This is a genomic window from Nocardia aurantia (genome assembly GCF_009604425.1).
Taxonomy (GTDB): domain Bacteria; phylum Actinomycetota; class Actinomycetes; order Mycobacteriales; family Mycobacteriaceae; genus Nocardia; species Nocardia aurantia.
This window is the reverse complement of record NZ_WEGI01000012.1, coordinates 289,969-313,217: the sequence shown is the minus strand read 5'-3', so window position 1 is coordinate 313,217 and position 23,249 is coordinate 289,969. Positions and strand designations below refer to the sequence as shown.

The following is a 23,249-nucleotide window of genomic DNA, read 5'->3' as shown; positions in this document are numbered from 1 at the left end:
GGTCTCACACCGTCGCCCGGAAGTGCAGCGTCCAGTCGTGGCGGTAGTTCAGCCGGGTGACGCACATCGGCGGAATGTCGATGCGCCAGAACGATTTCGGCGGCGCGTCGAGGCTGACCAGCAGGGCGGCCCGGATCACCGCGGGGTGGGTGACGGCGATGGTGGGCACCCCCTCCGAAGCGATGTCGGTGAGCCAGTCCCGGGTCCGTTCGATCACGTCGACGACCGCCTCACCGCCGTGACCGCGGAACTTCGGATCGGTGAGCCAGGTGTAGAGCTCACCGCGGGGCACCGCCAGGAGCGGACCGCCGCGCCAGGCGCCGGCGTCCAGATCGCGTAACCGGTCGTCCGCCTCGCCGAGCAGGCCCAGCAGCGCCGCGGTCTCGATCGCGCGGCGCTCCGGTGCGGTGAGCACCCGGGCGGCGGGCAGTCGACCGCAGGCGGCGGCCGCGCGGCGACCTGCGTCGGTCAGCGGTTCGTCCACCGGAAATCGTGCTGTGCGCATCGCCTCGGTCATTCCGTGACTGACCAAATCGACTCGGAGCACCTTCTCCACGCCGGGAAGCGTACGGCCCGGGCCGGGCGCTCGTCCGGGGATTGCTCAGGCTTCGCTCGACTCGATATCCGGGCGGGGATATTTCTGTCGGTACCCCGGTGCAGACTGGGGGTCGTGCAGCAATTCTCCCGCGCGACCCAGGAGTGGTTCGACGGCGCCTTCCCCGCGCCGACGGCCGCTCAGCTGGGCGCGTGGCAGGCCATCGCCGCAGGTGAACACACCCTGGTCATCGCGCCGACCGGGTCCGGCAAGACCCTGTCCGCATTCCTGTGGGCGATCGACCGGCTGGCGGCCCGCGCGCCGGAGGAGAGTGCGCGGGGCACCTCGGTGCTCTACATCTCACCGTTGAAGGCCCTCGCGGTGGACGTCGAGCGCAATTTGCGCGCCCCGCTGGTCGGGGTCACCCAGACGGCGAAACGGCTGGGGGTACCGGCCCCGGAGATCAGCGTCGGCGTGCGCTCCGGCGATACCCCGGCGACCGCGCGGCGGGCCCTGCAGCGCAACCCGCCGGACATCCTCATCACCACCCCCGAATCGCTGTATCTCATGCTGACCTCGGCGGCGCGCGACACGCTGGCCACGGTCGGCACGGTGATCGTCGACGAGGTGCACGCCATCGCCGGGTCGAAACGCGGTGCGCACCTGGCTCTGTCGCTGGCCCGGCTGGATCTGCTGACCGAGCGGCCGGCCCAGCGGATCGGGCTGTCGGCCACCGTGCGGCCGCCGGAGGAGGTGGGCCGGTTCCTGGTCGGTCCCGCGCCGATCACGATCGTCGCGCCACCGGCCCCGAAGACCTTCGACCTCTCGGTCCGCGTGCCGATCCCCGACATGACCGAGCCGGATCCCGCGGGCGATTCCACCCAGCCGGGTTCCATCTGGCCACATGTCGATTCGGCGATCGTCGATCTGGTGCTCGACCATCGGTCCTCGATCGTGTTCGCCAACTCCCGCCGGCTCGCCGAGCGGCTCACGGCCCGGCTCAACGAGTCGTACGCCGAGCGGCTGGGAGTCGGCGAATCCGGCGAGCCCGCCGAGCCGGTCTCCCGGACCCACGCGCCGCCGGCCCAGCTGGGCGCGACCACCGAGGTGTCGCACGGCGCCGCTCCGCTGCTGGCCCGCGCGCATCACGGCTCGGTCAGCAAGGAACAGCGCGCGATCATCGAGGACGATCTGAAGACCGGGCGGCTGCGCTGTGTCGTCGCGACCAGTAGCCTGGAACTCGGGATCGACATGGGCGCGGTCGATCTGGTGGTACAGGTGGAGGCGCCGCCGTCGGTTGCCAGCGGGCTGCAGCGGGTCGGCCGGGCCGGACATCAGGTCGGCGAGATCTCGCGCGGGGTGATCTTCCCGAAGCACCGCACCGACGTGGTGCACTGCGCGGTGGCGTCGATGCGGATGACGGCCGGGCAGATCGAACGACTCGACGTGCCCGCGCACCCCCTGGACATCCTGGCCCAGCAGACCGTCGCCGCCTGTGCGCTGGAACCGATCGATGTCGACGCCTGGTTCGAGACCGTCCGCGGCACGGGCAGCTATGCGGCGCTGCCGCGTTCGGCCTACGAATCGGTGCTGGACCTGCTGTCGGGCCGCTATCCGTCCGACGAATTCGCCGAGTTGCGGCCGCGACTGGTGTGGGACCGCGACGCGGGCACCCTCGCCGGCCGCCCCGGGGCACAACGCCTCGCGGTCACCTCGGGCGGCGCGATCCCCGATCGCGGGCTGTTCCCTGTGTTCATGGTCGGCGAACGGGCTTCTCGCGTAGGCGAACTCGACGAGGAGATGGTCTACGAATCCCGGGTCGGCGACGTGTTCGCCCTCGGCGCCACCAGTTGGCGCATCGAGGAGATCACCCACGACCGCGTGCTGGTCTCCCCCGCGTTCGGGCTACCGGGACGATTACCGTTCTGGCACGGCGATTCCCTGGGCCGCCCCGCCGAATTGGGCGCCGCCCTCGGCGAATTCGTGCGAACCGCCGGGCAGGCGGTCGAGCGGGCCAAGGCCGCGGACGTCGACGCGCTGATCGAGCGGCTCGACACCGAGGCCGGAAGCTCCGCGCCGTTCGCCGAATCCGAAGCGCCGCAGCGGCCGTTCGGTACCGGCGCCGGAAAAAGCACGCCGGTGGGCGGATCGGACGCACCGAACCGCCGGAGCGCCGAAACCGAAGGTCCCGCATCGGACCTCCAGTCGCGCGCAACGAACCAGCGGACCGACAGCGAGGCCGCGGGCCCGACGGCGCATCCCCAGCCGGACGTGACGAACCAGGCGGACGGCGAAGTCGGGGGTCTCGCGCCCTTCCCCGCCGATGCGGCGGGCCGGCGGGATGACGCCGAAAGCCTTGCGCCACTTTCCGATTCGGACACACCGCACGAGCGCACCAACATCGAGGCCAGCGTCTTCGCGCCACCGATCGAATCACATGCGCCGAGTCGGCGGCGGCCCGGCGCGGCAGCGAAAGGCGCCGCACCGCGATCCGGTTCAGTTCGGGTGCCCCCACGCGCGGCCGGCGGTGACCTGGACCTGCTCGAGCAGGTGACCCGGGGCGCGGGACTGGACGCCTTCGCGACCTCGAATCTCGTTGCGCTGCTGCGTGAACAGCAGGCCGCCACCGGTCAGTTGCCGACCGATCGGACGCTGGTGGTGGAGCGCTTCCGGGACGAGTTGGGTGACTGGCGGCTGGTGCTGCACTCGCCGTACGGATTGCCGGTGCACGCACCGTGGGCACTGGCGGTCGGGTCGCGGCTGCGGGAACGGTTCGGGGTGGATGCGGCGCCGACCGCGTCCGACGACGGCATCGTGGTGCGGCTGCCCGACACCACCGACGATCCGCCGGGGCCGGAGCTGTTCGTGTTCGAGCCCGACGAGATCGATGAGATCGTCACCGAACAGGTCGGCAGCTCGGCGCTGTTCGCCTCCCGGTTCCGGGAGTGCGCGGCCCGGGCGCTGTTGCTGCCCCGCCGCGATCCCGGCCGACGGGCGCCCCTGTGGCAGCAGCGGCAGCGTGCGGCGCAACTGCTCGATGTGGCCCGCAAGTTCCCCGATTTCCCGATCCTGCTGGAGACCGTGCGGGAGTGCCTGCAGGACGTGTACGACCTGCCGTCGCTGCGTGAGCTGCTGGTCGGTATCGCCCGCCGCAAGCTGCGGCTGGTGACCGTGGAGACAGCAGCGCCCTCCCCGTTCGCCAACTCCCTGCTGTTCGACTACATCGGGCAGTTCATGTACGAGGGCGACAGCCCGCTGGCCGAACGACGAGCAGCCGCGCTGTCGCTGGATTCCGGGCTGCTCGCCGAACTGCTCGGCCGGGTCGAGCTGCGGGAGCTGCTCGATCCGGCGGTGCTGGAACTCACCGAAAACGAGTTGCAGCGTCTCACCCCCGAGCGGCAGGCCCGCGACGCCGAGGGCCTCGCCGATCTGCTGCGGCTGCTCGGCCCGCTGACCGCGGCGGAGGCGGCGCTGCGCTGTACCGAGGATCCGGCCCCCTGGTTCGCGGAGTTGGCGAAAGCCCGGCGCGCACTGGAGGTTTCGTTCGCCGGTGCGCGCTGGTGGGCCGCCGTGGAGGACGCGGCCCGGCTGCGGGACGCCCTCGGCGTACCACTGCCGATCGGCACCCCGGCGGCGTTCATCGAACCGGTCGCGGATCCGCTCGGCGACCTGGTCGGCCGCTACGCCCGCACCCACGGCCCGTTCGCGACGGAGGCGGTGGCCCGGCGTTTCGGCCTCGGCCCGGCGGTCGCCGCCACCGCCCTGCATCGCCTGGCCGCCGAGAAGCGGGTCGTGGAGGGCGAATTCACGCCCGGCACGAGCGGCGGCGAATGGTGCGACACGCAGGTGCTGCGCCGGCTGCGACGCCGGTCGCTGGCGGCCGCGCGCAAGGAGGTGGAGCCGGTCGCGACGGCGGCGCTGGCCCGGTTCCTGCCGGTCTGGCAGCACGTCGGCACCGGCGAGCTGCGCGGGGTCGACGGCGTCGCCACGGTGGTGGAACAGCTTGCGGGCGTGCCGATTCCGGCTTCGGCCTGGGAGTCGCTGATCCTGCCGTCACGAGTGCGCGACTACACCCCGGCCATGCTCGACGAACTGATGGCCACCGGCGAGGTGCTCTGGTCCGGCCACGGCTCGATCACCGCCAAGGACGGCTGGATCGCCCTGCATCCGGCCGAGCACGCCGGCTTCAGCCTCGCCCCGCCGGACGAGATCGACCTCACCGAGACCCAGATCGCACTACTGCTGGCGCTCGGCGCCACCATCGTCCCGAAAACCGCTGCCCCGCAGAATGATTCGCCCGCCGACCGGCAGGTCGTGCCGATGCCGGCCGGCGCGTACTTCTTCCGGCAATTGTCCGACGCGACCGGCCTGCTGGACGACACCGCGGTCGCGGCGGCGCTGTGGGACCTGGTCTGGGCCGGATACGTGTCCGGCGATACGTTCGCACCGGTCCGGGCGCTGCTGTCCGGCACCACACGCAGCACCACCGCGCATCGGGCCCCGCGACGCACCCCCCGCGGCCGGGCTTACCTGCCGCGCACCACCATGCCGACCCGGACCGGCCCGCCGACCGTCGCGGGCCGCTGGTCCCTGCTCCCGGAACGGGTGGCGGACAACACGATTCGCGCACACGCCACCGCCGACCTGCTGCTCGAACGGTACGGCGTGCTGACCCGGGGCCCCGTCCAGAGCGAGGGGGTACCGGGCGGATTCGCGCTGATGTACCGGGTGCTCACCGAATTCGAGGACCGCGGCCGATGCCGCCGCGGCTACTTCGTCGACTCCCTCGGCGGCGCACAGTTCTCCACCACCGACGTGGTCGACCGGCTGCGCTCGTTCGATGTCGAACGGCCCGAGCACGCCCCCGCCCCGGTGCTCGCCCTGGCCGCCTGCGATCCGGCCAACCCGTACGGCGCCGCCCTGCCCTGGCCGAAGGGCGCCCCCGAATCGGCGGGTCACCGTCCCGGCCGCAAGGCGGGCGCGATCGTCGTCCTGGTCGGCGGCGAACTGACCCTCTACCTCGAACGCGGCGGCAAGACCCTGCTCACCTTCACCGAGGACCCGCAGATCCGCACCGACGCCGCCACCGCACTCGCCGCCCTGGTCCACGACCGCCGCGTCGACGCACTGGTCATCGACCGCGTCGACGGCGAATCCGTCCACGGCAGCCCGTTCGCCCCCCTGCTCACCGCCGCCGGCTTCGCCAACACCCCCCGCGGCCTGCGCCTGCGCGGGCGGCCGTAGACCAAGAGCGGCCGGGTTTCGCGACCGGCAGATCCCGCACTCGATCATCACGGCCACCGCCGAACGATCCGGGTTGACGATCCCGCACTACGACCGCGATTGCGATCTGATTGCCGACCTGACCGGCCAAGCATGCGAACGGGTCCTCCCGCGCGGCACGATCGGCAGACATGCCACCGGACGACCACGCCGTCTCCGCCCATCTCACCCGGATGGTCGCATCACCTCCTCGAGTCGTGGCAGGACGCGGCGTTTCCAGCCACGCTCCATGGCGTTGCGGACCATCCGCTGCCGGCGGTCCGCGATGTCGAAACCGGTGTGCGTCAGCAACAGTCGGGTGCCCCGGCCCTGCGGCCACAGTGCCCAGTCGACGATCCACGGGGTGGGATGCGCGGCCCGCGAATAGGTCCAGCTGTACGTCAACTGCTCGAATGGCCTGGCAGCCAGCACTTCACAGGTCACCTCGTCGACCTCGGAGACGGCGGCGGTGAATCGGAAGCGGGTTCCGGCCGAGGGCTCGAAGCCGGTCGGCCGAAGCAGCCACCGCGCCAGCAGATCCGGCTCGGTCAAAGCGCGCCAGACTGCGACCGGCGGCCGGGGAAAGAAGTTGCCGAGCTCGACGGCGGCGGGATTCGACTGCGGGTCGGCGATCATCGGTACACCGTCCCGAGGTGGGCCGGCCGACCGGAGCTCAATTGGCCCCGCCGTCCTCGTATTCCGGCGTGTCGGTGAGTTGCGGCGTCTCGGCCGCCATCTTCTGGACGTAGGCGACCGCGTCGGCGACGGTTCGCAGATTCGCCAGATCCTCATCCGGGACCTTCACGCGATACTTGTCCTCCAGTTGTACGGCGATCTCGACCAGCGACAGCGAGTCGATGTCCAAGTCGTCGACGAAGGATTTGCCGACCATCACCTCCGACGGGTCGATACCGGTTACCTCCTCGATGATCTCCGCGATACCGGCGACGATTTCCTGCTGGGTGATTGGCACGGTTCACTCTTTCGCTGATTGGAATATGCACCCGCCGAAACCCTTTCGTGAATGCGAGGGCCGCGGCGGCGGTACCGGTACGCTAAGAGCTCCACCGGGGTGGAGGTTCTACACGTTGTGACGGACGACACACAGCCCAGCGCGCTCGTGAGCATCGGAGAGTTGGCGCGGCGCACCGGACTCGCGGTGCGCACGATCCGGTTCTATTGCGACGAGGGCATTCTGGAGTCCGGCCGCAGCGCCGGTGGGCATCGGATGTTCGAGGCCGGCAGCGCCACCGAGCGGCTGCTGCTGGTACGGCGGTTACGGGCCCTCGGCCTCGGGCTGGGTTCGATCACGGAGGTGCTGCGCGGAGAGCGCTCGATCGCCGAGACGGCCGCCGCTGAAAGTGACCGGCTCGACGTCGAATTCAGGTCCCTGGCATGGCGCCGGTCCGCGCTGCGGGCGGTCGCTGCGGCCGGTCCGGCACACCGAGCCGAACGGCTCGCACTACTGGCGGCCGCCGGAGACGGTACGGCGGCGCACGACTGCCTCCTGCGATTCTGGCGACGCATCCTGGCACCGATTTCCGGCAGCGATCTCGACATCTACCTGTACTGGAATGTCCCTGCGCCACTTGCGAATCCGACCGCAGACGAGGTCGTCGCCTATGCCGAGCTGGCCGCGATCGCCGCCGATCCGGATATGCACACGGCGGTGCGGCAACAACTCTGGCGCGGGCGCCCGGACCTGATCCGAGACCGGCGCGGTCTCTACGCCGAGGTGGGTGAGATCATGACGGAGGTGGCGGCACTCGTGGCGGACGGGGTGCCGCCGCGCGGCGGCGACGAACTCGATCGCTTCGTCGGCGCGCACGCGGATGCCCGCGGCGACCGTGATTCTACGCGCTTCCGCCGGCAATTGCTGACCGGAGCCACCGACACGGACCGGCGGATCCATCGCTACTGGGCGCTCACGGGCCGATTCCTCGGCCCGCGCGTCACGGTCGGGCGGGCCCACCACTGGGTCTTCAGCGCGCTGGTCCACAGCACAGCCGACCAGGCCCACCGCTGGTGACCTACGCCCCACCGGTCCGAAGCACACCCAGCTCGGCGGTTCGGCAGCACGGCAGCACGGCAGCACGGCAGCACGGCAGCACGGCAGCACGGCAGCACGGCAGCACGGCAGCACGGACGATCGCAACACACCCAGCGAGTGGCAGGCCCCACGCATCGTCCCGATCGACTACTACTGCGGCGGCGCGCGGCGAAGGCCGCGCGCCGGACGGCCGCGAGCTCGGCCGCCGGTCCGGTGGGTGAGGGCGGTTGTCTGCCCGGTGCTAGCGTCGGCGTATGCCCGAAGGTGACACCGTCTACCTTGCGGCGGCGCGGTTGCGGACGGCGCTGGCCGGTCGGGAGCTGGTTCGCACCGACTTCCGGGTGCCGCGCTATGCGACGCTGAATCTGCGGGGCGAGGTGGTCGAGAGTGTCGGCAGTTACGGGAAGCATCTGTTCGTCCGGACGCCTCGGGTCAGCATCCACACCCATCTGAAGATGGAGGGGGTGTGGCGGGTGTATCGGACCGGGCAGCGCTGGACGAAGCCGGGCTTCACGGCGCGGCTGATCCTGGGGGTCGAGGGCGCTGAGGCGGTGGGGTTCTCGCTCGGGCTGGTGGAGGTGTTGCCGCGGGCGGACGAGCATACCGCCACCGATCACCTCGGCCCGGATCTGCTGGGTCCGAATTGGGATGCGGCGGAAGCGGTTCGGCGTCTGAGTGCGGAGCCCGGGCGGCCGATCGGGCTGGCCTTGCTGGAGCAGCGCAATCTGGCGGGCATCGGGAACATCTATCGCAGTGAGATCTGCTATCTGCGGCGGGTGCACCCGGCGACCCCGGTCGGCGACGTCCCGGATCTGCCGGGGCTGGTCGACGAAGCACAGCGGGTGCTGACGAAAGCAGCGCATGAGCCCCCGTGGCGAGCACTGGCCTACGGACGCCAGCGGCAACCGTGCCGCCGCTGTGGCAACGGCATGGTCGTGCACCTGCTGGCGGATGATCACGCCGAGCGGGCCGAGCGCGGCATCTACTTCTGTCCCCACTGTCAACCGGCGCCATCGCGCGATTAGACCCGCGCGGGCTCGACGGCCGGTCGGGCGCGTGACGGGTGCGGATCCGCCGCTCAGGTGCAGGCTCCGTTCGCCGCAGCTGCCAGGGGAGCGCACGCATCCGTGAGGCATACGTCGGCGGCGGCAGCCACGTAGTCCGGCTAGCGGCTCCTCGCGCAATCGACCGTGCGATGAATCGCTGCGGGCACAGTCCGTGTACGGACTGGCCCAGCGACAGTACTGCGCACCGAAGGTCTTTGATCACCCATGTGGCCACGGCGCACGCGTACCGAGGTTCCGCATCCCGGTCGGCTCTCGCCGGGCCGGTTTCCCGTTGCGGCGACGCGGGCGGATCTCCGCTCGCGGACGACGACGCGGCGGGCCGCCCAGAGCTTCACCACGTTTCGTGGGCGGTGCGCTCGCGACGCACCCAGTCAGCGTCGGTAACGACGCGATGGGCCGCTCAGTGCTCCAACACATTTCACCGGCGGTGAGTTCCCGGCGCACCCAGTCGGCATCGGCAACGACGCGGCGGGCCACTCAGTGCTTCACCACGTTTCGCAGGGCGGTGAGCTCACAGCGCACCCAGTCAGCGGCGACAATCACGCGACGCGCCACTCAGCGCCCCACCACATTTCACAGGACGGTCAGCTCACAGCGCACCCAGTCAGCGGCGACAATCACACGGCGGGCCACTCAACGCCCCACCACATTTCACAGGACGGTCAGCTCACAGCGCACCCAGTCAGCGGCGACAATGACGCGACGCGCCACTCAGCGCCCCACCACATTTCGCAGGGCGGTGAGGTCTCGGCGCACCCATTCGGCGTCGACAATGACGCGACGGGCCGCTCAACGCTCCAACGCATTTCGCAGGGCGGTGAGGTCTCGGCGCACCCATTCGGCGTCGACAATGACGCGACGGGCCGCTCAACGCTCCAACGCATTTCGCAGGGTGGTGAGGTCTCGGCGTACCCAGTCAGCGTCGGTGGCGAAGCGTTCGTCGTCCATGTCCGGCTGGCGGAACAGGGTGAGGACGACCGTGGTGCCGGTGCCGTTGGGGATGGCCCGCAGGGGGATGTCGACATGGGTGCCGTCCGGGAAGCGGACGCGATGGTCGGCCACGCCGAGATCGTTCGCGGGGCTGAATCGGACGAAGGCCCGGCCCTGTGGCGCGACCGCGAGCCATTCGCCCGGCTCGGCGCCGCTGTCGGGGCCGGCGGGCTCCAGGCCGGAGGACAGGCCCGTCGCCCAGGACGGGAAGTTTCGCGGGTCCGCCAGGTAGGCCGCAACCTCGGGGAAGGGGCGGGCGATGGCCACGTCGAGGTGCAGTGTCGGGGCGATCGTCATGTCCTCACCCTAGCGGCGGCGTCCGACAGATCAGCTCTCCAGCCGCACCGGTTCGAGGATCTCCGGGCGCGGCTCGGGGGCGGCCACCCGCAGGGCGTCGGCCGAGATGTCGTCCGGTTGGGTCTGGGAACGGATCTCGGCGTCGACCCGCGCGGTGTAGGTGTCGATCTCGCGCCGGATCTCGGCCTCCTCCCAGCCGAGGACGGGGGCCACCAGGCGGGCCACCTCCTCGGCGCAGGCGACCCCGCGATGCGAGTACTCGATGGAGATGCGGGTGCGGCGGGCCAGGATGTCGTCCAGGTGCAGGGCGCCCTCGGCGGTCGCGGCGTACACCGCCTCCGCCCGCAGATAACTCGGGGCCTCCGTGATCGGTTGCAGCAGTTCGGGTTTGCCCGCGGACAGGTCGAGCACGTCGGTGATCAGCGCGCCGTACCGGTTGAGCAGGTGCTCCACCCGGTAGGGGTGGATGCCGTACTCCTCGGCGAGGTGCGGGGTCTGGTTGAGCAGCGCGAAGTAGCCGTCGGCGCCGAGCAGGGGCACCTTCTCGGTGATCGTGGGTGGCACCCGCTGTGGGATGTCCCGGGCCGCGGTGTCGACCGCGTCGTAGGCCATCACCCGGTAAGTGGTGTACTTGCCGCCGGCGATCGCCACCAGGCCCGGTGCGATGCGGGCGACCGCGTGCTCGCGGGACAACTTGGAGGTGTCGTCGTTTTCCCCGGCGAGCAGGGGGCGCAGGCCCGCGTAGACGCCGTGGATGTCGTCGTGGGTCAGCGGGGTGACCAGGACCTCGTTCACCCGGTCCAGCAGATAGTCGATATCGGCCTTGGTGGCGGCGGGGTGGGCGAGATCGAGATTCCAGTCGGTGTCGGTGGTGCCGACGATCCAATGGCTGGTGCCCCACGGGATCACGAACAGCACCGAGGTCGGGGTGCGCAGGATCAGCGCGGTGTCGCTGGCGATGCGGTCGCGCGGCACCACGATGTGCACGCCCTTGGAGGCGCGCACGTGGAAACGGCCGCGTTGCCGCGACAGCGCCTGGATCTCGTCGGTCCACACGCCGGTGGCGTTGATCACGACGTGGCCGCGCACCTCGGTGGTCCGGCCGTCCTCGCTGTCGCGGACCTTGACGCCCACCACCCGGTCGGCCTCGCGCAGGAACCCGACGACCTGGGTGGAGGTGCGGATCACCGCGCCGTACTGGGCGGCCGTGCGCACCACCGTCATGGTGTGCCGCGCGTCGTCGACCACCGTGTCGTAGTAGGTGACGCCGCCGACCAGCGCGTCGCGACGCAGGCCGGGCGCCAGCCGCAGTGCCCCGGACCTCGTCACATGATGTTGTCCCGGAACGGATTTCGCGCCGCCCATGGTGTCGTACAGCACCAGGCCGGATGCCACATAGGGCCGCTCCCAGCCGCGATGGGTCAGAGGGTAGAGGAAGCGCAGCGGCTTGACCAGGTGCGGAGCGAGGGTGGTGAGGCTCAGCTCGCGCTCGTGCAGTGCCTCGCGGACCAGGCCGAATTCCAGCTGCTCGAGGTAGCGCAGGCCGCCGTGGAACATCTTCGACGAGCGGCTGGACGTGCCCGACGCCAGATCCCGCGCCTCGACCAGCGCGACCTCCAGGCCGCGGGTGGCGGCGTCCAGGGCGATGCCCGCGCCGACCACGCCCGCGCCGATCACCACCACGTCGAAATGGTTCTTACCCAACCGATCCCAGGCCGCGGCCCGCTGTACCGGGCCCAGCTCGCCGAGCCGCTCGTTCGGACGCCGTTCGTTGGTCATGTGGTCGGCTCCTTCACCGCAACCGTGTCGATGCCGGGACAGCTCCCGCTTCCGCTCGCGTACAGACCTCGGGTACAGGCTAGGGGACCCGGGTGCGGGCGGCGCGGCAGCGGTGCCTCGGACCCCGTCCCGTTATCAACGAGTAACCGATCCGAGCGGCGAATATCGTCACTGCACGGTACCCCGGAACGCCGCCGGTCGCCGGGCGACCATGATCGCGAAACCTGCGGTGGGCCGCCCGAATTTAGTAGCCTGCACGGATGCAGCGCTGCGTGGCCGCCCTGGACCAGGGCACGACTTCGACCCGATGCATTCTCTTCGACCGATCGGGGCGCATCGCCGGCTCGGCGCAACGCGAGCACGAGCAACTGTTCCCGCGGCGCGGCCGGGTCGAGCACGATCCGCGAACCCTGTGGCGCAACACCGAATACGTCCTCGGCGCGGCCCTGGACGACGCCGGGTGCACCGCCGCCGACGTCGCCGCGGTGGGTATCACCAATCAGCGCGAGACCACCGTCGTGTGGGACCGCGCGACCGGCGAACCGGTGTACAACGCGATCGTGTGGCAGGACACCCGCACCGCCGCGCTCTGCGACGAACTCGCCGGATCGGCCGGGCCCGATCGCTTCGCCGACCGCACCGGACTGCCGCTGAGCACCTATTTCGCCGGGCCGAAGCTGCGCTGGATCCTGGACAACGTGCCCGGTGTGCGGCAGCGCGCCGAGGACGGCGAGTTGTGTTTCGGCACGATCGACAGCTGGGTCCTGTGGAACCTCACCGGACAGCACCTCACCGACGTGACCAACGCCTCCCGCACCATGCTCATGAATCTGCGTACCCTGCAATGGGATTCGGAGATCTGCGCCGAATTCGGGGTGCCGGAGAGTCTGTTGCCGGCGATCCGCAGTTCGTCGGAGGTGTACGCGGAGATCAATACCGGTCCGCTGCAAGGGGTTCCGGTCGCGGGGATCCTCGGCGACCAGCAGGCGGCCACCTTCGGCCAGGCGTGCCTGATCCCCGGCGAGGCCAAGAACACATACGGCACCGGCAATTTCATGCTGCTCAACACCGGCACCACCGTGGTGACGAGCCGGCACGGGCTGCTCACCACAGTGTGCTACCGGCTCGGCGATCAGGAGCCGGTGTACGCGCTGGAGGGATCGATCGCGGTCACCGGCTCGCTGGTGCAGTGGCTGCGCGACAATCTCGGCGTGATCGGCTCGGCCGACGAGATCGAGCCGCTGGCCCGCAGTGTCGACGACAACGGCGGGGCGTATTTCGTGCCGGCCTTCTCCGGGTTGTTCGCGCCGCGCTGGCGGCCGGACGCACGCGGGGTGATCGCCGGGCTCACCCGGTTCGTCACCAAGGGCCATCTGGCCCGAGCCGTGCTGGAGGCCACCGCGTTCCAGACTCGCGAGGTGATCGAGGCGATGCGGGCCGACGCCGAGACCCAGCGACTAGACCTGGAGCTGACCACTCTCAAGGTGGACGGCGGCATGGTCCGCAACGACCTTCTGATGCAGTTCCAGGCCGACATCCTCGACGTGCCGGTGGTGCGGCCGGTGATCACCGAGACCACGGCCCTCGGCGCCGCCTATGCCGCCGGGCTGGCCGTCGGCTTCTGGGCGGGCACCGACGAACTGCGGGCCAACTGGGCCGAGGACAAGACCTGGCAGCCGAGCATGGCCGCGGACGAACGCGAACGGCTCTACGCCGAATGGAACAAGGCGGTCGAGCGCACCTACGACTGGGCCGACGACTGACGGGACCGGACGAGCGGCGGCCGGACCCGGACAGGTCGACCGCCAAGCGGAGCGGAGCGTCGGCCGACCGGCCGGTGGCCCGGCGGATCACCGGACCGGCGGACCGGCCGATCACCGGACCGGCCGATCACCGGATCAGACGGTTGGCCGAGGCCGTCGACCGGCCAACCGGTAGGCCGGCAGGTCGGCCGACCGGTGGCCCGGTGGTTCAGCCGATCGCGCGGTGCAGCCGGTCGACGGCCTCGGCGAGGGTTTCCGGTTCGTCGGTGGTGAAGCACAGCCGCATGCTGTGGCGGTAGTCCGTCGAGACGGCGAACGCCGCGCCGGGGACGAACGCGACGCCGTGTTCGACCGCGCGCGGCAACAGCGCGGCGGTGTCGGTGCCGTCGGTGAAGTCGGCCCACACGAACATGCCGCCGGCCGCGTCGGTGCTCACGATCCGGTCGCCGAAGCGGGTGCGCAGTTCCGTCACCAGCGCCTTGGCTCGTTCACCGTAGCTACTGCGGACCGTGTTCACATGTGCGGCAAGCCATTCCGTGTCGGCGAGCAGGTCGGCGGTGATCTGCTGGGTCAGGGCCGAGCCGCAGAGGTCCGCGCCCTGTTTGAGCAGCTCCACGCCCCGGCACACCGCCGCCGGCGCGACCATCCAGCCCGCGCGCAGCGCCGGGGCCAGGATCTTCGAGGCGCTCGACAGCCGGATCACGTTGCGCGAGTAGGTCGCGACCGGATCCGGGACCGGCCGGTCGAACCAGAGCTCACCGTAGGGATCGTCCTCGATGACCCAGAAGTTGTGGCGCGCAGCGAGTTCCGCGAGGCCGGCGCGCCGCTGCGCGCTCATCGTGACACCACGAGGATTGTGGAAGTTGCTGACCGTGTGGACGAGTGCCGGGCGCTCGCCACGGGCGAGCAGGTCGGACAGCACGTCCACCCGCATGCCCTCGGCGTCCAGCGGCACCGCGACGATTCGCGCCCCCGCGGCCCGGAACACCTGCAGCGCACCGACATACGCCGGATCCTCGACCACGACCAGTGCGCCCGGATCCAGCAGCACCTCGGCCAGCAGCGACAGCGCCTGCTGCGAGCCGTGTGTGACGAAGACCTCCTCGACCGGCACCGGCCGGCCCAGGCGGGCCGACTCCCGGCCGGCCAGCACCTCGAGCAGCGGACCCCAACCGGCCGACTCGGTGTACTGGAGCCGGGCCCGCTCGCTCAGCGCCGCCTCCGTGGCCGCGGCGATCCGATCCAGCGGCATCAGCCGCGGGTCCGGCAGGCCGCCCGCCAGGCTGATGATGTCGCCGCGGGCGGTCAGTTTCAGCAGGTCACGGATCGCCGAACTCTGCAGTCCGTCGAGGCGGCTGGACAGCGGTGGGTACGCGAGCGACATGGAGACCTCCGGGACAGCGGGATGATCCACTGTCGCACGCCGCATTCATGGGATGAAACTACATTCTCATTCTATGAGATGAGGGGAATCTCTCAGCGCTCGTTGATCGCATAGATCAGGTTCTTGTTGTCCCGGACGACGGTGGACACCTGCTGGCGATACACCGTCGTGGTGCCGTCGGGCCGGTGTTCGGTCAGATCGACGTTGTACCTGTCACCGGCCAGCTGCTCCACCCGCAGACAGTAGGTGGTACCGCGCGGAATCTGCTCGTCGATGGCCTTCTGGATGATCTCGGGTGTCGACACGTTGGCGGCGTCCGGCGCCACGAAGGATCGGGCGACGGCCCCACTGCGCTCGGAGTAGAACCCGTGCTGGAAACCGAGGATCGCGGCGGTACCGGAATCGGTGCCGCCGGCGCCGTTGCCGATGGTGACGGCGCCGTCGACCCGGGACGGGCAGCTCAGCGCGGCCGAGAGCGGCGGGGTGGGCGGCACCGGGGCCGCGGTATGGGATCCGGAATTGCGGGTGAGCGCCAGGATGACCACGACCAAGCCGACGATCAGCACGATCGCCGCGGCCGCCAGGCCGATCGCGCGCCACGGTGTACGCCGCTTCGGCTTGCGGGTGGCGGCGGTGAGTGTGGCCGGGGCCAGCGCCTTGGCGAGCGTGTCGTCGTCCCACAGCGATCCGCCGCCGGTGCGGGGCGTGGCCGAGGACGCGGCCGGATAACCGGCCGCCGCCCGCCACCACGGCTCGTCCGCCGCCGTGCTCTCGCCCGCCTTCTCGGCGCTCGGCTTCGCGGCCGGCGATTCGGGCTTCTGCGCGGCCGCCGGGGCCTTCGGTGCGGCCGAAGACTCAGGGGCGGAACGGAATTGGCGAGTGGACTCGGTCCCGGCGGCCTCCGGCGACCGGAACTGCCGGGTAGCTTCGGTAGCACTGGAATCCGAGGCCGGCCGGAACTGCTGGGCCGCGCCTTCGGGCCGGATCTGGCGTGTGGACTCGGTCGCCGAGGAGTCCGGCGTGGGCCGGAACTGCCGGGTCGACTCGGTCGCTGCCGCATCCGGGGCCGGCCGAGATTGCTGGGCCGTGCCCGATACGGACGCCTCCGGAGCGGGACGGAACTGCTGGGCCGTTCCCGGCGCGGAAGCATCGGGAGCAGGACGAAACTGCTGAGCCGTGCCCGGCGCGGGCCGGAACTGCTGGGCGGTTCCCGGCGCGGAAGCCTCTGGGGCAGGACGGAACTGCTGGGCAGTCCCCGGTGCAGAAGCGTCCGGAGCAGTACGGAATTGCTGGGCAGTCCCCGGCGCAGAAGCGTCCGGAGCAGGACGAAACTGCTGAGCCCCCGGCGCGGAACCATCTGGCGCAGGACGGAACTGCTGAGCCGCCCCCGGCGCGGGAGCATCCTGGGCAGGACGGAACTGCTGAGTCGCCCCCGGCGCAGAAGCGTCCGGAGCAGGACGGAATTGCTGGGCCGTCCCCGGCGCGGGAGTGTCCGGCGGAGGACGGAATCGCTGCGTAGTCCCCGGCGCAGCCGATTCCGGCGCCGGACGGAACTGGCGGGTGGATTCGGGTGCCGGGGACTCCGGCCCGGGGCGGAACTGCCGGGTGGAGGGGTCGGTGGGCGGACGGTACGTCGGGGTGGGTTGTGGCGCAGCCGATTCCGGGGCGGGGCGGTACACGGCGGACGACGGCTGGGCGTGGGTGTGCGGATCGGCGGGCTGCCAGCCGATATTCGGCGTGTCCACCGGCGACCACCGCGGCAGCTCGCCGGTCGGTGGGCCGAACGCGTCCGTCGGCGGGCCGAAATTACCCTTCGCCGAGCCGGTTTCGGGCCTCGGCGGTCCGGACTCCGCATCGCCGCGATTCCGCGCGGGCGGAACCGACCCCTCGGAATCGTCGTTCTTCGAGTCGTCTGCGGAGACCATCACCCGTCACTTCCACCATGACACCAGCATGGGGCGGTCGACAACGACCGCCCCACCGTCGATTCGGACTATGCCGGACACGAGCCCGGTGTCAGTACTGGACGTCACCGCCGACCTGAGCGGTGACACCGGCGACGTCCACCGTCTGCGGACCGAGTTCACCCGCCGGGAGTCTACCAATCTGAGCGGCCGCATCGAGGGCTGCGATGCCACCCGGCTGCTGCCGGATCCAGCCCTCCACCGCCGCCTTGGCCAGATTGGCCTGGGTGGTGTCGATGAATGCCTCGTTGGTGACATCGTTGACGCCACTGTTGTGGGTGTAGGTGGTCACCTTGATCTTGTTCGCCTCGACGAACTCGACCGAGATACCGGCGTCACCGGAACCGTTCGGAGTGTTGTAGCCGACGGTGCCGACGTAGCCGTCCAGGTTGCTGAAGTGGTGGGTGTTGGCCACGTAGCCGGGCAGCACGGTGCCGCCGTCGGCGTTGGCCGCGACCTCGGTGTGCGGACCGGTGATGGTGACGACCGGCGCGGCCGGGGCGCCCTGCAGGCTCGGCGACGACCACTGGGTCTGCGGCTGCGCCGGCGCGCCCTGGGAACCGTTGCCCGCGAGGCTGTCCGAGCCGCCCTGGCCCGGCTGGGCCGGGCGCACGGTGCCGCCCTGCCCGGGCGGCGGGGCGAGCTGATCCGGCTGGTTCGAGTTCGGGCCGTTCTGGCCGGGAACGACGGCCGGCTGCACCGAGTTCGGGCCCTGATCCTTCTGACCCGGCACCGGCAGCGGCGCCACGCGTGGCGTGGTCACGCCGGGCTGGCTCGGACCGGCCAGGCCCTGCTCCGGATTGTTGGGGTTGTTCGGGTTGGTGACGCCCGGCTGCGGGGTCGTCACGCCGGGCTGCGGGGTGGTGACACCCGGCTGCGGCGTGGTGACGCCCGGCTGGCTCGGCGACGGAGTGGTGTTGCCCTGCGGCGGGGTGACAGTGCCGGGCTGCTGCGGCGCGTCCTGCGGCGGTTTGTTCGGCTGCGGCGACGGCGTGTTCGGCTGGGGCGACGGCGTGTTCTGCTGCGGCAGTTGCGAATTGTCGCTCGGCTGCGGCTGTACGGGGGTGGTGGGCGCGGCCGACTGATCGGTCGGATCCGCACCGGCGGGCGCGGCGAGGATGGTCGCCACGGCGGCCGCCGCGGCCAGCGGCAGCGATGTGGTCGCCATCGCCCGCTGCACCCGAGTGGGCTTACGGTGTTTCACTGCTCGTCCCTTTCCCGAGCCCGGCCGGCAACGCCGTCACGACGATCCGGCCGCTCTCCAGTTGTCCCTCATCGGACACCGGCCGCACCCTGCGGCGGCCCGGGCGATCGTCGCCGAATTCCGGTGGAGTGGAACGGGTCGAGCCCCCCACACACGAAATCTGCCAACGTTCACCCATTGGCATCACTGCGGGAAGTGAACCACACGAGGATGATTCCGGCAAGGCAGACGGAATGCCCTGCGGCGCAAGTCGCATCGCTCCAGGTAGCGCATATTCTCAGGGGTGGGGCGGCCTTCCAGTTCCGAGCGGAGCTCAGTCCAGATCGTCGTGACGCATCAACTGCCGGGCCGCCTCGGTGATCGATCCGGTCAGCGACGGATAGACCGAGAAGGTCTGCGCGAGATCGTTGACCGTCAGATTGTTCTGCACCGCCAGCGCGATCGGCAGGATCAGTTCGGAGGCGATCGGCGCGACCACCACACCGCCGATCACCACACCGGTGGCGGGACGGCAGAAGATCTTCACGAAACCGCGGCGCAGCCCCGACATCTTCGCCCGGGGGTTGGTGTTCAGCGGCAGCATCACCGTGCGGGCGGGCACCTCGCCGTTGTCGATGGCGGTCTGGCTGACCCCGACGGTCGCGATCTCGGGGCGGGTGAACACCGCGGACGCCACCGTCTTCAGGCGGATCGGCTGAACCCCTTCGCCGAGTGCGTGATACATCGCGATCCGGCCCTGCATGGCGGCCACCGAGGCCAGCGGCAGCAGGCCGGTGCAGTCGCCCGCGGCGTAGATGCCGGGCACCTGGGTCCGGGAGACCCGGTCCACCCGCAGATAGCCGCTCTTGTCGAGCCGGATGCCCAGCCGCTCGAGGCCCAGGTTGTCGGTGTTGGGGGTGGAACCGACCGTCATCAACGCGTGCGTGCCGGTGACCGTCCGGCCGTCGGACAGCTTGACCACGATCCCCTCCGCGGTGCGCTCGACCGCGTCGGCGCGGGCGTGCTTGACCAACTCCACCCCACGCTCGGCGAGCGCGTCCTCGAGCACCAGCGCGGCGTCGGCGTCCTCGCCGGGCAGCACGCGGTCGCGGCTCGAGACCAGTTTCACCTGCACGCCCATCTCGGTGTAGGCGGAGACGAATTCCGCACCGGTGACGCCGGACCCGACCACCACCAGGGTCTCCGGCAGTTCGCTGAGGTCGTACAGCTGGCGCCAGGTGAGGATGCGCTCGCCGTCCGGTTCGGCGCCGGGCAACACGCGCGGGCTCGCGCCGGTGGCGATCAGCACCACCTCGGCCTCGATGACCCGTTCCTGTCCGTCGAGCAGGCGGGCCAGCACCAGATGGGTGGCCAGGCCCGGAGCCTGGTCGATGATCTCGCCGCGACCGGACAGCAGCGTCACTCCGGCCGCCTGCAACTTGGACCGGATATCGGAGGACTGGGCCTGCGCGAGCGCCTTGACCCGGGCGTTGACCTCGGACAACCGCACCTGGGCCTGCGCGTGGTGCACGGTGATGCCCAGATCTCGCGCGCGGCGCAGATCGGTGCGGACACCGGTGGAGGTGATGAAGGTCTTGGACGGCACACAGTCCCACAACACGCAGGCGCCACCGACGCCGTCGCTGTCGATCACCGTGACCGACGCGCCGTGCTGGGCCGCCACCAGGGCCGCCTCGTAACCGGCGGGTCCGCCCCCGATGATGGCTATGCGGGACATGTTCTACCTCCGCTGTCGAGCTGTGCGGGCCGGGATCTCCGGGCCGCGAACAACGTTATCGGTCCTGGTCTCGCCCCGTTTGACCGCATCACCCGTTGTGATCGCGACAACAGTCTCTCCCGTGGGGGTCGATCGCGGGCCGCGGCAACCGACGTGCAACGCGATGGTGACAATTAATCTCAACCTTGCCGGGGGAGCCCGGCCGGTTGTTCGCTACGCTTTCCCAGTGCCGATATACGCCGCCTACGGGTCCAACATGGATCCCGAGCAGATGCTCAAGCGCTGTCCGCACTCCCCCGTGTACGGGACCGGATGGCTCGAGGGTTGGCGCCTGACCTTCGCCGGCGACGACATCGGCTGGGAGGGACCACTCGCGACGGTGGTCGAGGACCCCGGTTCTCGCGTATTCGTCGTGCTGTACGACGTCTCCGCGGAGGACGAGCAGAGCCTCGATCGCTGGGAGGGTTCGGATTTCGGTATCCACAGGAAAATCCGGCTACGCGTGACCCCGAATCCGGGCACCGGTACCGAACCGGTCCTGCCCTGGCTGTACGTGCTCGACGCCTACGAGGGCGGCCTGCCCTCCGCGCGCTACCTCGGGGTGATCGCCGACGCCGCCGAGAACGCCGGCGCCCCCAGCGAATACGCGCACGCGCTGCGTACCCGCAACAGCCGCAATGTCGGCCCGGGTACGTCCTACGGTCTGAGTTAGATCCGGACGCAGGCCGGCCCGGCGTCCGGAGATGTCCGGGGCCGGGCCGGGCCGGGCCGGCGCATTCCGGCGGACCGCAGCTCAGTCCTGTTGCCGCAGAACCAGATTCGACAGCACGCGGACACCCACACCGAGCGCGCGCTCGTCGATGTCGAAGGTCGGCTGGTGCAGGTCGAGCTGTTCGCCCTGGCCGGACCAGACGCCGAGGCGCGCCATCGCGCCGGGGGCCTCCTCCAGATACCAGGAGAAGTCCTCGCCGCCACCGGACTGCGCGGTGTCGGCCAGCGCCTCGGGGCCGAGGGTGCGCACGGCCTCCTCGAACATCCGCACGGCCTGCTCGTCGTTGACGACCGGCGGGACGCCGCGCTTGTAGTTCAGCTGGTACCGGACCCCGGTCGGGGCCAGCAGGCCCTCGACGATCTCCCGCACCAGCGGCTCCAGCAACGCCCAGGTGGTGTGATCGCCGGTGCGGACGGTGCCGGTCAGCATGCCGGTCTGCGGGATCGCGTTCGGCGCCTTGCCCGCCGACACCGCGCCCCACACCATCACGGTGCTGGTCCGCGGATCGACCCGGCGGCTCAGCAGGCCGGGCAGGCCGGTGATCACGGTGCCGATCGCGTACACCAGGTCGCTGGTCAGGTGCGGGCGCGAGGTGTGCCCGCCCGGCGAATCGAGTACGAGTTCCACCGTATCGGCCGCCGAGGTGATGGCGCCGACCCGCAGGCCGACCCGGCCGACCTCCAGCCGCGGATCGCAGTGCAGGGCGAACGCCTTCGACACGCCCGACATCGCACCCGCGGCGACCATATCGATCGCGCCGCCGGGCATGACCTCCTCGGCGTGCTGGAACATCAGCCGCACGCCGACCGGCAGATCGGGCATCTCGGCCAGCGCCAGCGCGGTGCCGAGCAGGATCGCGGTGTGCGCGTCGTGTCCGCAGGCGTGCGACACACCCGGGACAGTGGAAGCGAAGGACAGGCCGGTGTACTCCTGCAGGGGTAACGCGTCCATGTCGGCGCGCAGGCCGATACGCGGGGTGTCGGGGCCGATGTCACAGAGTAAGCCGGTGCCGCTGGGCAGTTTGCGCGGTTCGAGCCCGGCCTTGACCAGCCAGGTCTCGATGAATTCGGTGGTCGCGAACTCGGTCCGGGACAGTTCGGGATTGGCGTGCAGATGCCGCCGCCAGCCGATCAGATCCTCCGAGTGCTCGCTCAGCCACGCTTCCACTGCGTCCGTGCCGGTCCGGACGGACCGGCCGCTTGTGCTCACCGACGTTCCTCCTGTCGCGATGTTCTGCGAATCCTGTGCTCCGAGAGCCTGTCTCTGTGTAGTTGATCGCCCGCGATCTGGATCGCGGTACGTGCCAGCGCGGTGGCCCCGTCGAGGACCGCGAGGTCCGCGGAGGCGGTCACACATGCGGCCGCGAATTCGGGCTGGTGGGTCACCGCGCCACCGGCATCGATGCCGATGACCGGATGGATGCCCGGAATCACGTTGGTGACGTTTCCCATATCGGTACTACCCAGGGGCCGCGTTGCCGCGACCTCGTCGGCGAGCGGTGCCCGGCCGGTGCCGAGAATTTGCTCGCGATAAGCAAAGAGTAGCGCCGAATCGGGCGTGAGCTCCGTATACCGGGGAGCCAACGGCCGGATTTCATGGGTACATCCGGTAGCCAGTGCTCCCGCCTCGAAACAAGCCGACGCGCGTCGCGTCAGATCATCGAGAGCTGCGGAGTTGCCTGCGCGTAGGTAGTACAGCAGTTCCGCATGTCCGGGCACGATATTGGGGGCCACGCCGCCCGAAGCAACTATACCGTGCAGTTGCTGTCCGGGCTCGAGATGTTGTCGCAGCAAGCCGAGAGCCACCTGCGCGATGGTGGCGGCGTCCCCCGCGTTGCGGCCGCGTTCGGGGGCGGCGCTGGCGTGTGCCTCGCGACCTCGATAGGTCACCGATACATCGGCCAGGGCCAGCGATCGGGTGGCGACGATGTCGAACGGGCCGGGGTGAACCATCATCACCAGCGCGGCCGGGTCGAAGACGCCGCGCTCGAGCATCAGTACCTTGCCGCCGCCGCTCTCCTCAGCCGGGGTGCCGAACACCGTGACCGTGATCCCGCAGGCGTCGGCCACCTCCGCCAGGCCGAGCGCGGCGCCGACGGCGGCCGCGGCGATGATGTTGTGCCCGCAGGCGTGGCCGATCTCGGGCAGCGCGTCGTACTCCGCACACAGCCCGACGACCAGGTCGCCACTGCCGTAGCTCGCGGTGAACGCCGTCGGCAGGTCCGCGACCGGCGTCTCGATCGTGAATCCGCGCTCCCGCAGCGGCGCGAGAGCCTTTGCGACGCTGCGACTCTCATCGAAGGCCAGCTCGGGTTCAGCGTGGATGGCGTGCGACAGCCCGATCAACTCCGCCGAGGCCGCGGTGATGGCGGCATCGGCCCGCGTGGTCAGCCGCAGATCGGCCGCCGCCACCCGCGAATCCGCGGTGTCCGAGCCGGTGCTGTCACCACTGAGCGCGACCGGGGT

At 70.5% G+C, this 23,249-nt stretch carries 16 protein-coding genes and 2 pseudogenes; 7 read left to right on the top strand and 11 right to left on the bottom strand.

Translation table 11 applies throughout. From position 1 onward, the window contains the following. Positions 1-4: 4 nt before the first annotated feature. Positions 5-556, bottom strand: a complete 552-nt coding sequence (locus NRB56_RS27695) for a histidine phosphatase family protein (protein ID WP_319943615.1) — start codon at positions 554-556, stop codon at positions 5-7. A gap of 114 nt (positions 557-670) precedes the next feature. On the opposite strand from NRB56_RS27695, the pseudogene NRB56_RS40630 reads away from it, so the two are divergent. Continuing rightward, positions 671-2,536: pseudogene (locus NRB56_RS40630) on the top strand (DEAD/DEAH box helicase); the annotation flags it as partial. 555 nt (positions 2,537-3,091) lie between these two features. After that, positions 3,092-5,779 (top strand): annotated as a pseudogene (locus NRB56_RS40625) (Lhr family ATP-dependent helicase); the annotation flags it as partial. Positions 5,780-5,983: 204 nt separating this feature from the next. Here NRB56_RS40625 and NRB56_RS27680 read toward each other — a convergent pair. Both NRB56_RS27680 and acpM read right to left on the bottom strand, forming a co-directional pair. Further along, complete coding sequence (locus NRB56_RS27680) at positions 5,984-6,433, bottom strand: SRPBCC family protein (protein WP_153347206.1); 450 nt, start codon at positions 6,431-6,433, stop codon at positions 5,984-5,986. Between the two features lie 37 nt (positions 6,434-6,470). Beyond that, the gene (acpM, locus tag NRB56_RS27675) at positions 6,471-6,770 is read right to left on the bottom strand and encodes a meromycolate extension acyl carrier protein AcpM (protein WP_319943613.1); all 300 of its coding nucleotides are present in this window, start codon (positions 6,768-6,770) and stop codon (positions 6,471-6,473) included. Positions 6,771-6,887: 117 nt separating this feature from the next. Between acpM and NRB56_RS27670 the strand changes: the two genes are divergently transcribed. After that, positions 6,888-7,826, top strand: a complete 939-nt coding sequence (locus tag NRB56_RS27670) for a MerR family transcriptional regulator (RefSeq protein WP_319943612.1) — start codon at positions 6,888-6,890, stop codon at positions 7,824-7,826. A 275-nt stretch (positions 7,827-8,101) separates the two neighbouring features. Further along, complete coding sequence (locus tag NRB56_RS27665) at positions 8,102-8,872, top strand: DNA-formamidopyrimidine glycosylase family protein (RefSeq protein WP_153347202.1); 771 nt, start codon at positions 8,102-8,104, stop codon at positions 8,870-8,872. Positions 8,873-9,781: 909 nt separating this feature from the next. Here NRB56_RS27665 and NRB56_RS27660 read toward each other — a convergent pair. After that, the gene (locus NRB56_RS27660; protein ID WP_153347200.1) at positions 9,782-10,201 is read right to left on the bottom strand and encodes an SRPBCC family protein; all 420 of its coding nucleotides are present in this window, start codon (positions 10,199-10,201) and stop codon (positions 9,782-9,784) included. A 30-nt stretch (positions 10,202-10,231) separates the two neighbouring features. Beyond that, complete coding sequence (locus NRB56_RS27655; protein ID WP_153347198.1) at positions 10,232-11,980, bottom strand: glycerol-3-phosphate dehydrogenase/oxidase; 1,749 nt, start codon at positions 11,978-11,980, stop codon at positions 10,232-10,234. A gap of 260 nt (positions 11,981-12,240) precedes the next feature. Between NRB56_RS27655 and glpK the strand changes: the two genes are divergently transcribed. After that, entirely contained in the window at positions 12,241-13,743 is a 1,503-nt protein-coding gene (glpK, locus tag NRB56_RS27650; protein WP_153347196.1) for a glycerol kinase GlpK, read from the top strand. A 208-nt stretch (positions 13,744-13,951) separates the two neighbouring features. Here glpK and NRB56_RS27645 read toward each other — a convergent pair whose 3' ends face one another. Continuing rightward, positions 13,952-15,127 carry an aminotransferase-like domain-containing protein gene (locus NRB56_RS27645; RefSeq protein ID WP_153347373.1) on the bottom strand — a complete coding sequence of 392 codons (1,176 nt, stop codon included), beginning with the start codon at positions 15,125-15,127 and terminating at the stop codon, positions 13,952-13,954. A 92-nt stretch (positions 15,128-15,219) separates the two neighbouring features. After that, a complete protein-coding gene (locus tag NRB56_RS27640; protein WP_153347194.1) occupies positions 15,220-15,678 on the bottom strand; it encodes a hypothetical protein in 459 nt (152 codons plus the stop codon). On the opposite strand from NRB56_RS27640, the gene NRB56_RS27635 reads away from it, so the two are divergent. Next, entirely contained in the window at positions 15,665-15,856 is a 192-nt protein-coding gene (locus tag NRB56_RS27635) for a hypothetical protein (protein ID WP_153347192.1), read from the top strand. The two genes, NRB56_RS27640 and NRB56_RS27635, sit on opposite strands and share 14 nt — an antisense overlap. Before the next feature lie 1,287 nt (positions 15,857-17,143). On the opposite strand, the gene NRB56_RS27630 is transcribed toward NRB56_RS27635, so the two are convergent. Both NRB56_RS27630 and NRB56_RS27625 read right to left on the bottom strand, forming a co-directional pair. After that, positions 17,144-18,295, bottom strand: a complete 1,152-nt coding sequence (locus tag NRB56_RS27630) for a hypothetical protein (RefSeq protein WP_319943611.1) — start codon at positions 18,293-18,295, stop codon at positions 17,144-17,146. 313 nt (positions 18,296-18,608) lie between these two features. Then, entirely contained in the window at positions 18,609-20,012 is a 1,404-nt protein-coding gene (locus NRB56_RS27625; protein ID WP_153347190.1) for an NAD(P)H-quinone dehydrogenase, read from the bottom strand. Between the two features lie 226 nt (positions 20,013-20,238). On the opposite strand from NRB56_RS27625, the gene NRB56_RS27620 reads away from it, so the two are divergent. After that, positions 20,239-20,724, top strand: a complete 486-nt coding sequence (locus tag NRB56_RS27620) for a gamma-glutamylcyclotransferase (RefSeq protein ID WP_319943610.1) — start codon at positions 20,239-20,241, stop codon at positions 20,722-20,724. Between the two features lie 81 nt (positions 20,725-20,805). Here the strand turns inward: NRB56_RS27620 and NRB56_RS27615 are convergent, their stop codons facing one another. Together NRB56_RS27615 and NRB56_RS27610 are read right to left on the bottom strand one after the other, a co-directional pair. Further along, positions 20,806-21,951: a M20 family metallopeptidase gene (locus tag NRB56_RS27615; protein ID WP_406603540.1), complete on the bottom strand. Its 1,146-nt coding sequence runs from the start codon at positions 21,949-21,951 to the stop codon at positions 20,806-20,808. A 38-nt stretch (positions 21,952-21,989) separates the two neighbouring features. Continuing rightward, positions 21,990-23,174, bottom strand: a complete 1,185-nt coding sequence (locus NRB56_RS27610; RefSeq protein WP_153347370.1) for a M20 family metallopeptidase — start codon at positions 23,172-23,174, stop codon at positions 21,990-21,992. Between the last annotated feature and the right edge of the window lie 75 nt (positions 23,175-23,249).

Coding starts and splice junctions, on each gene's coding strand:
- glpK (WP_153347196.1), top strand. CDS start 12,241: ATGCAGCGCTGCGTGGCCGCCCTGGACCAGGGCACGACTTCGACCCGA.
- NRB56_RS27645 (WP_153347373.1), bottom strand. CDS start 15,127: ATGTCGCTCGCGTACCCACCGCTGTCCAGCCGCCTCGACGGACTGCAG.
- NRB56_RS27655 (WP_153347198.1), bottom strand. CDS start 11,980: ATGACCAACGAACGGCGTCCGAACGAGCGGCTCGGCGAGCTGGGCCCG.
- NRB56_RS27635 (WP_153347192.1), top strand. CDS start 15,665: ATGACCACGACCAAGCCGACGATCAGCACGATCGCCGCGGCCGCCAGG.
- NRB56_RS27660 (WP_153347200.1), bottom strand. CDS start 10,201: ATGACGATCGCCCCGACACTGCACCTCGACGTGGCCATCGCCCGCCCC.
- NRB56_RS27665 (WP_153347202.1), top strand. CDS start 8,102: ATGCCCGAAGGTGACACCGTCTACCTTGCGGCGGCGCGGTTGCGGACG.
- NRB56_RS27625 (WP_153347190.1), bottom strand. CDS start 20,012: ATGTCCCGCATAGCCATCATCGGGGGCGGACCCGCCGGTTACGAGGCG.
- NRB56_RS27680 (WP_153347206.1), bottom strand. CDS start 6,433: ATGATCGCCGACCCGCAGTCGAATCCCGCCGCCGTCGAGCTCGGCAAC.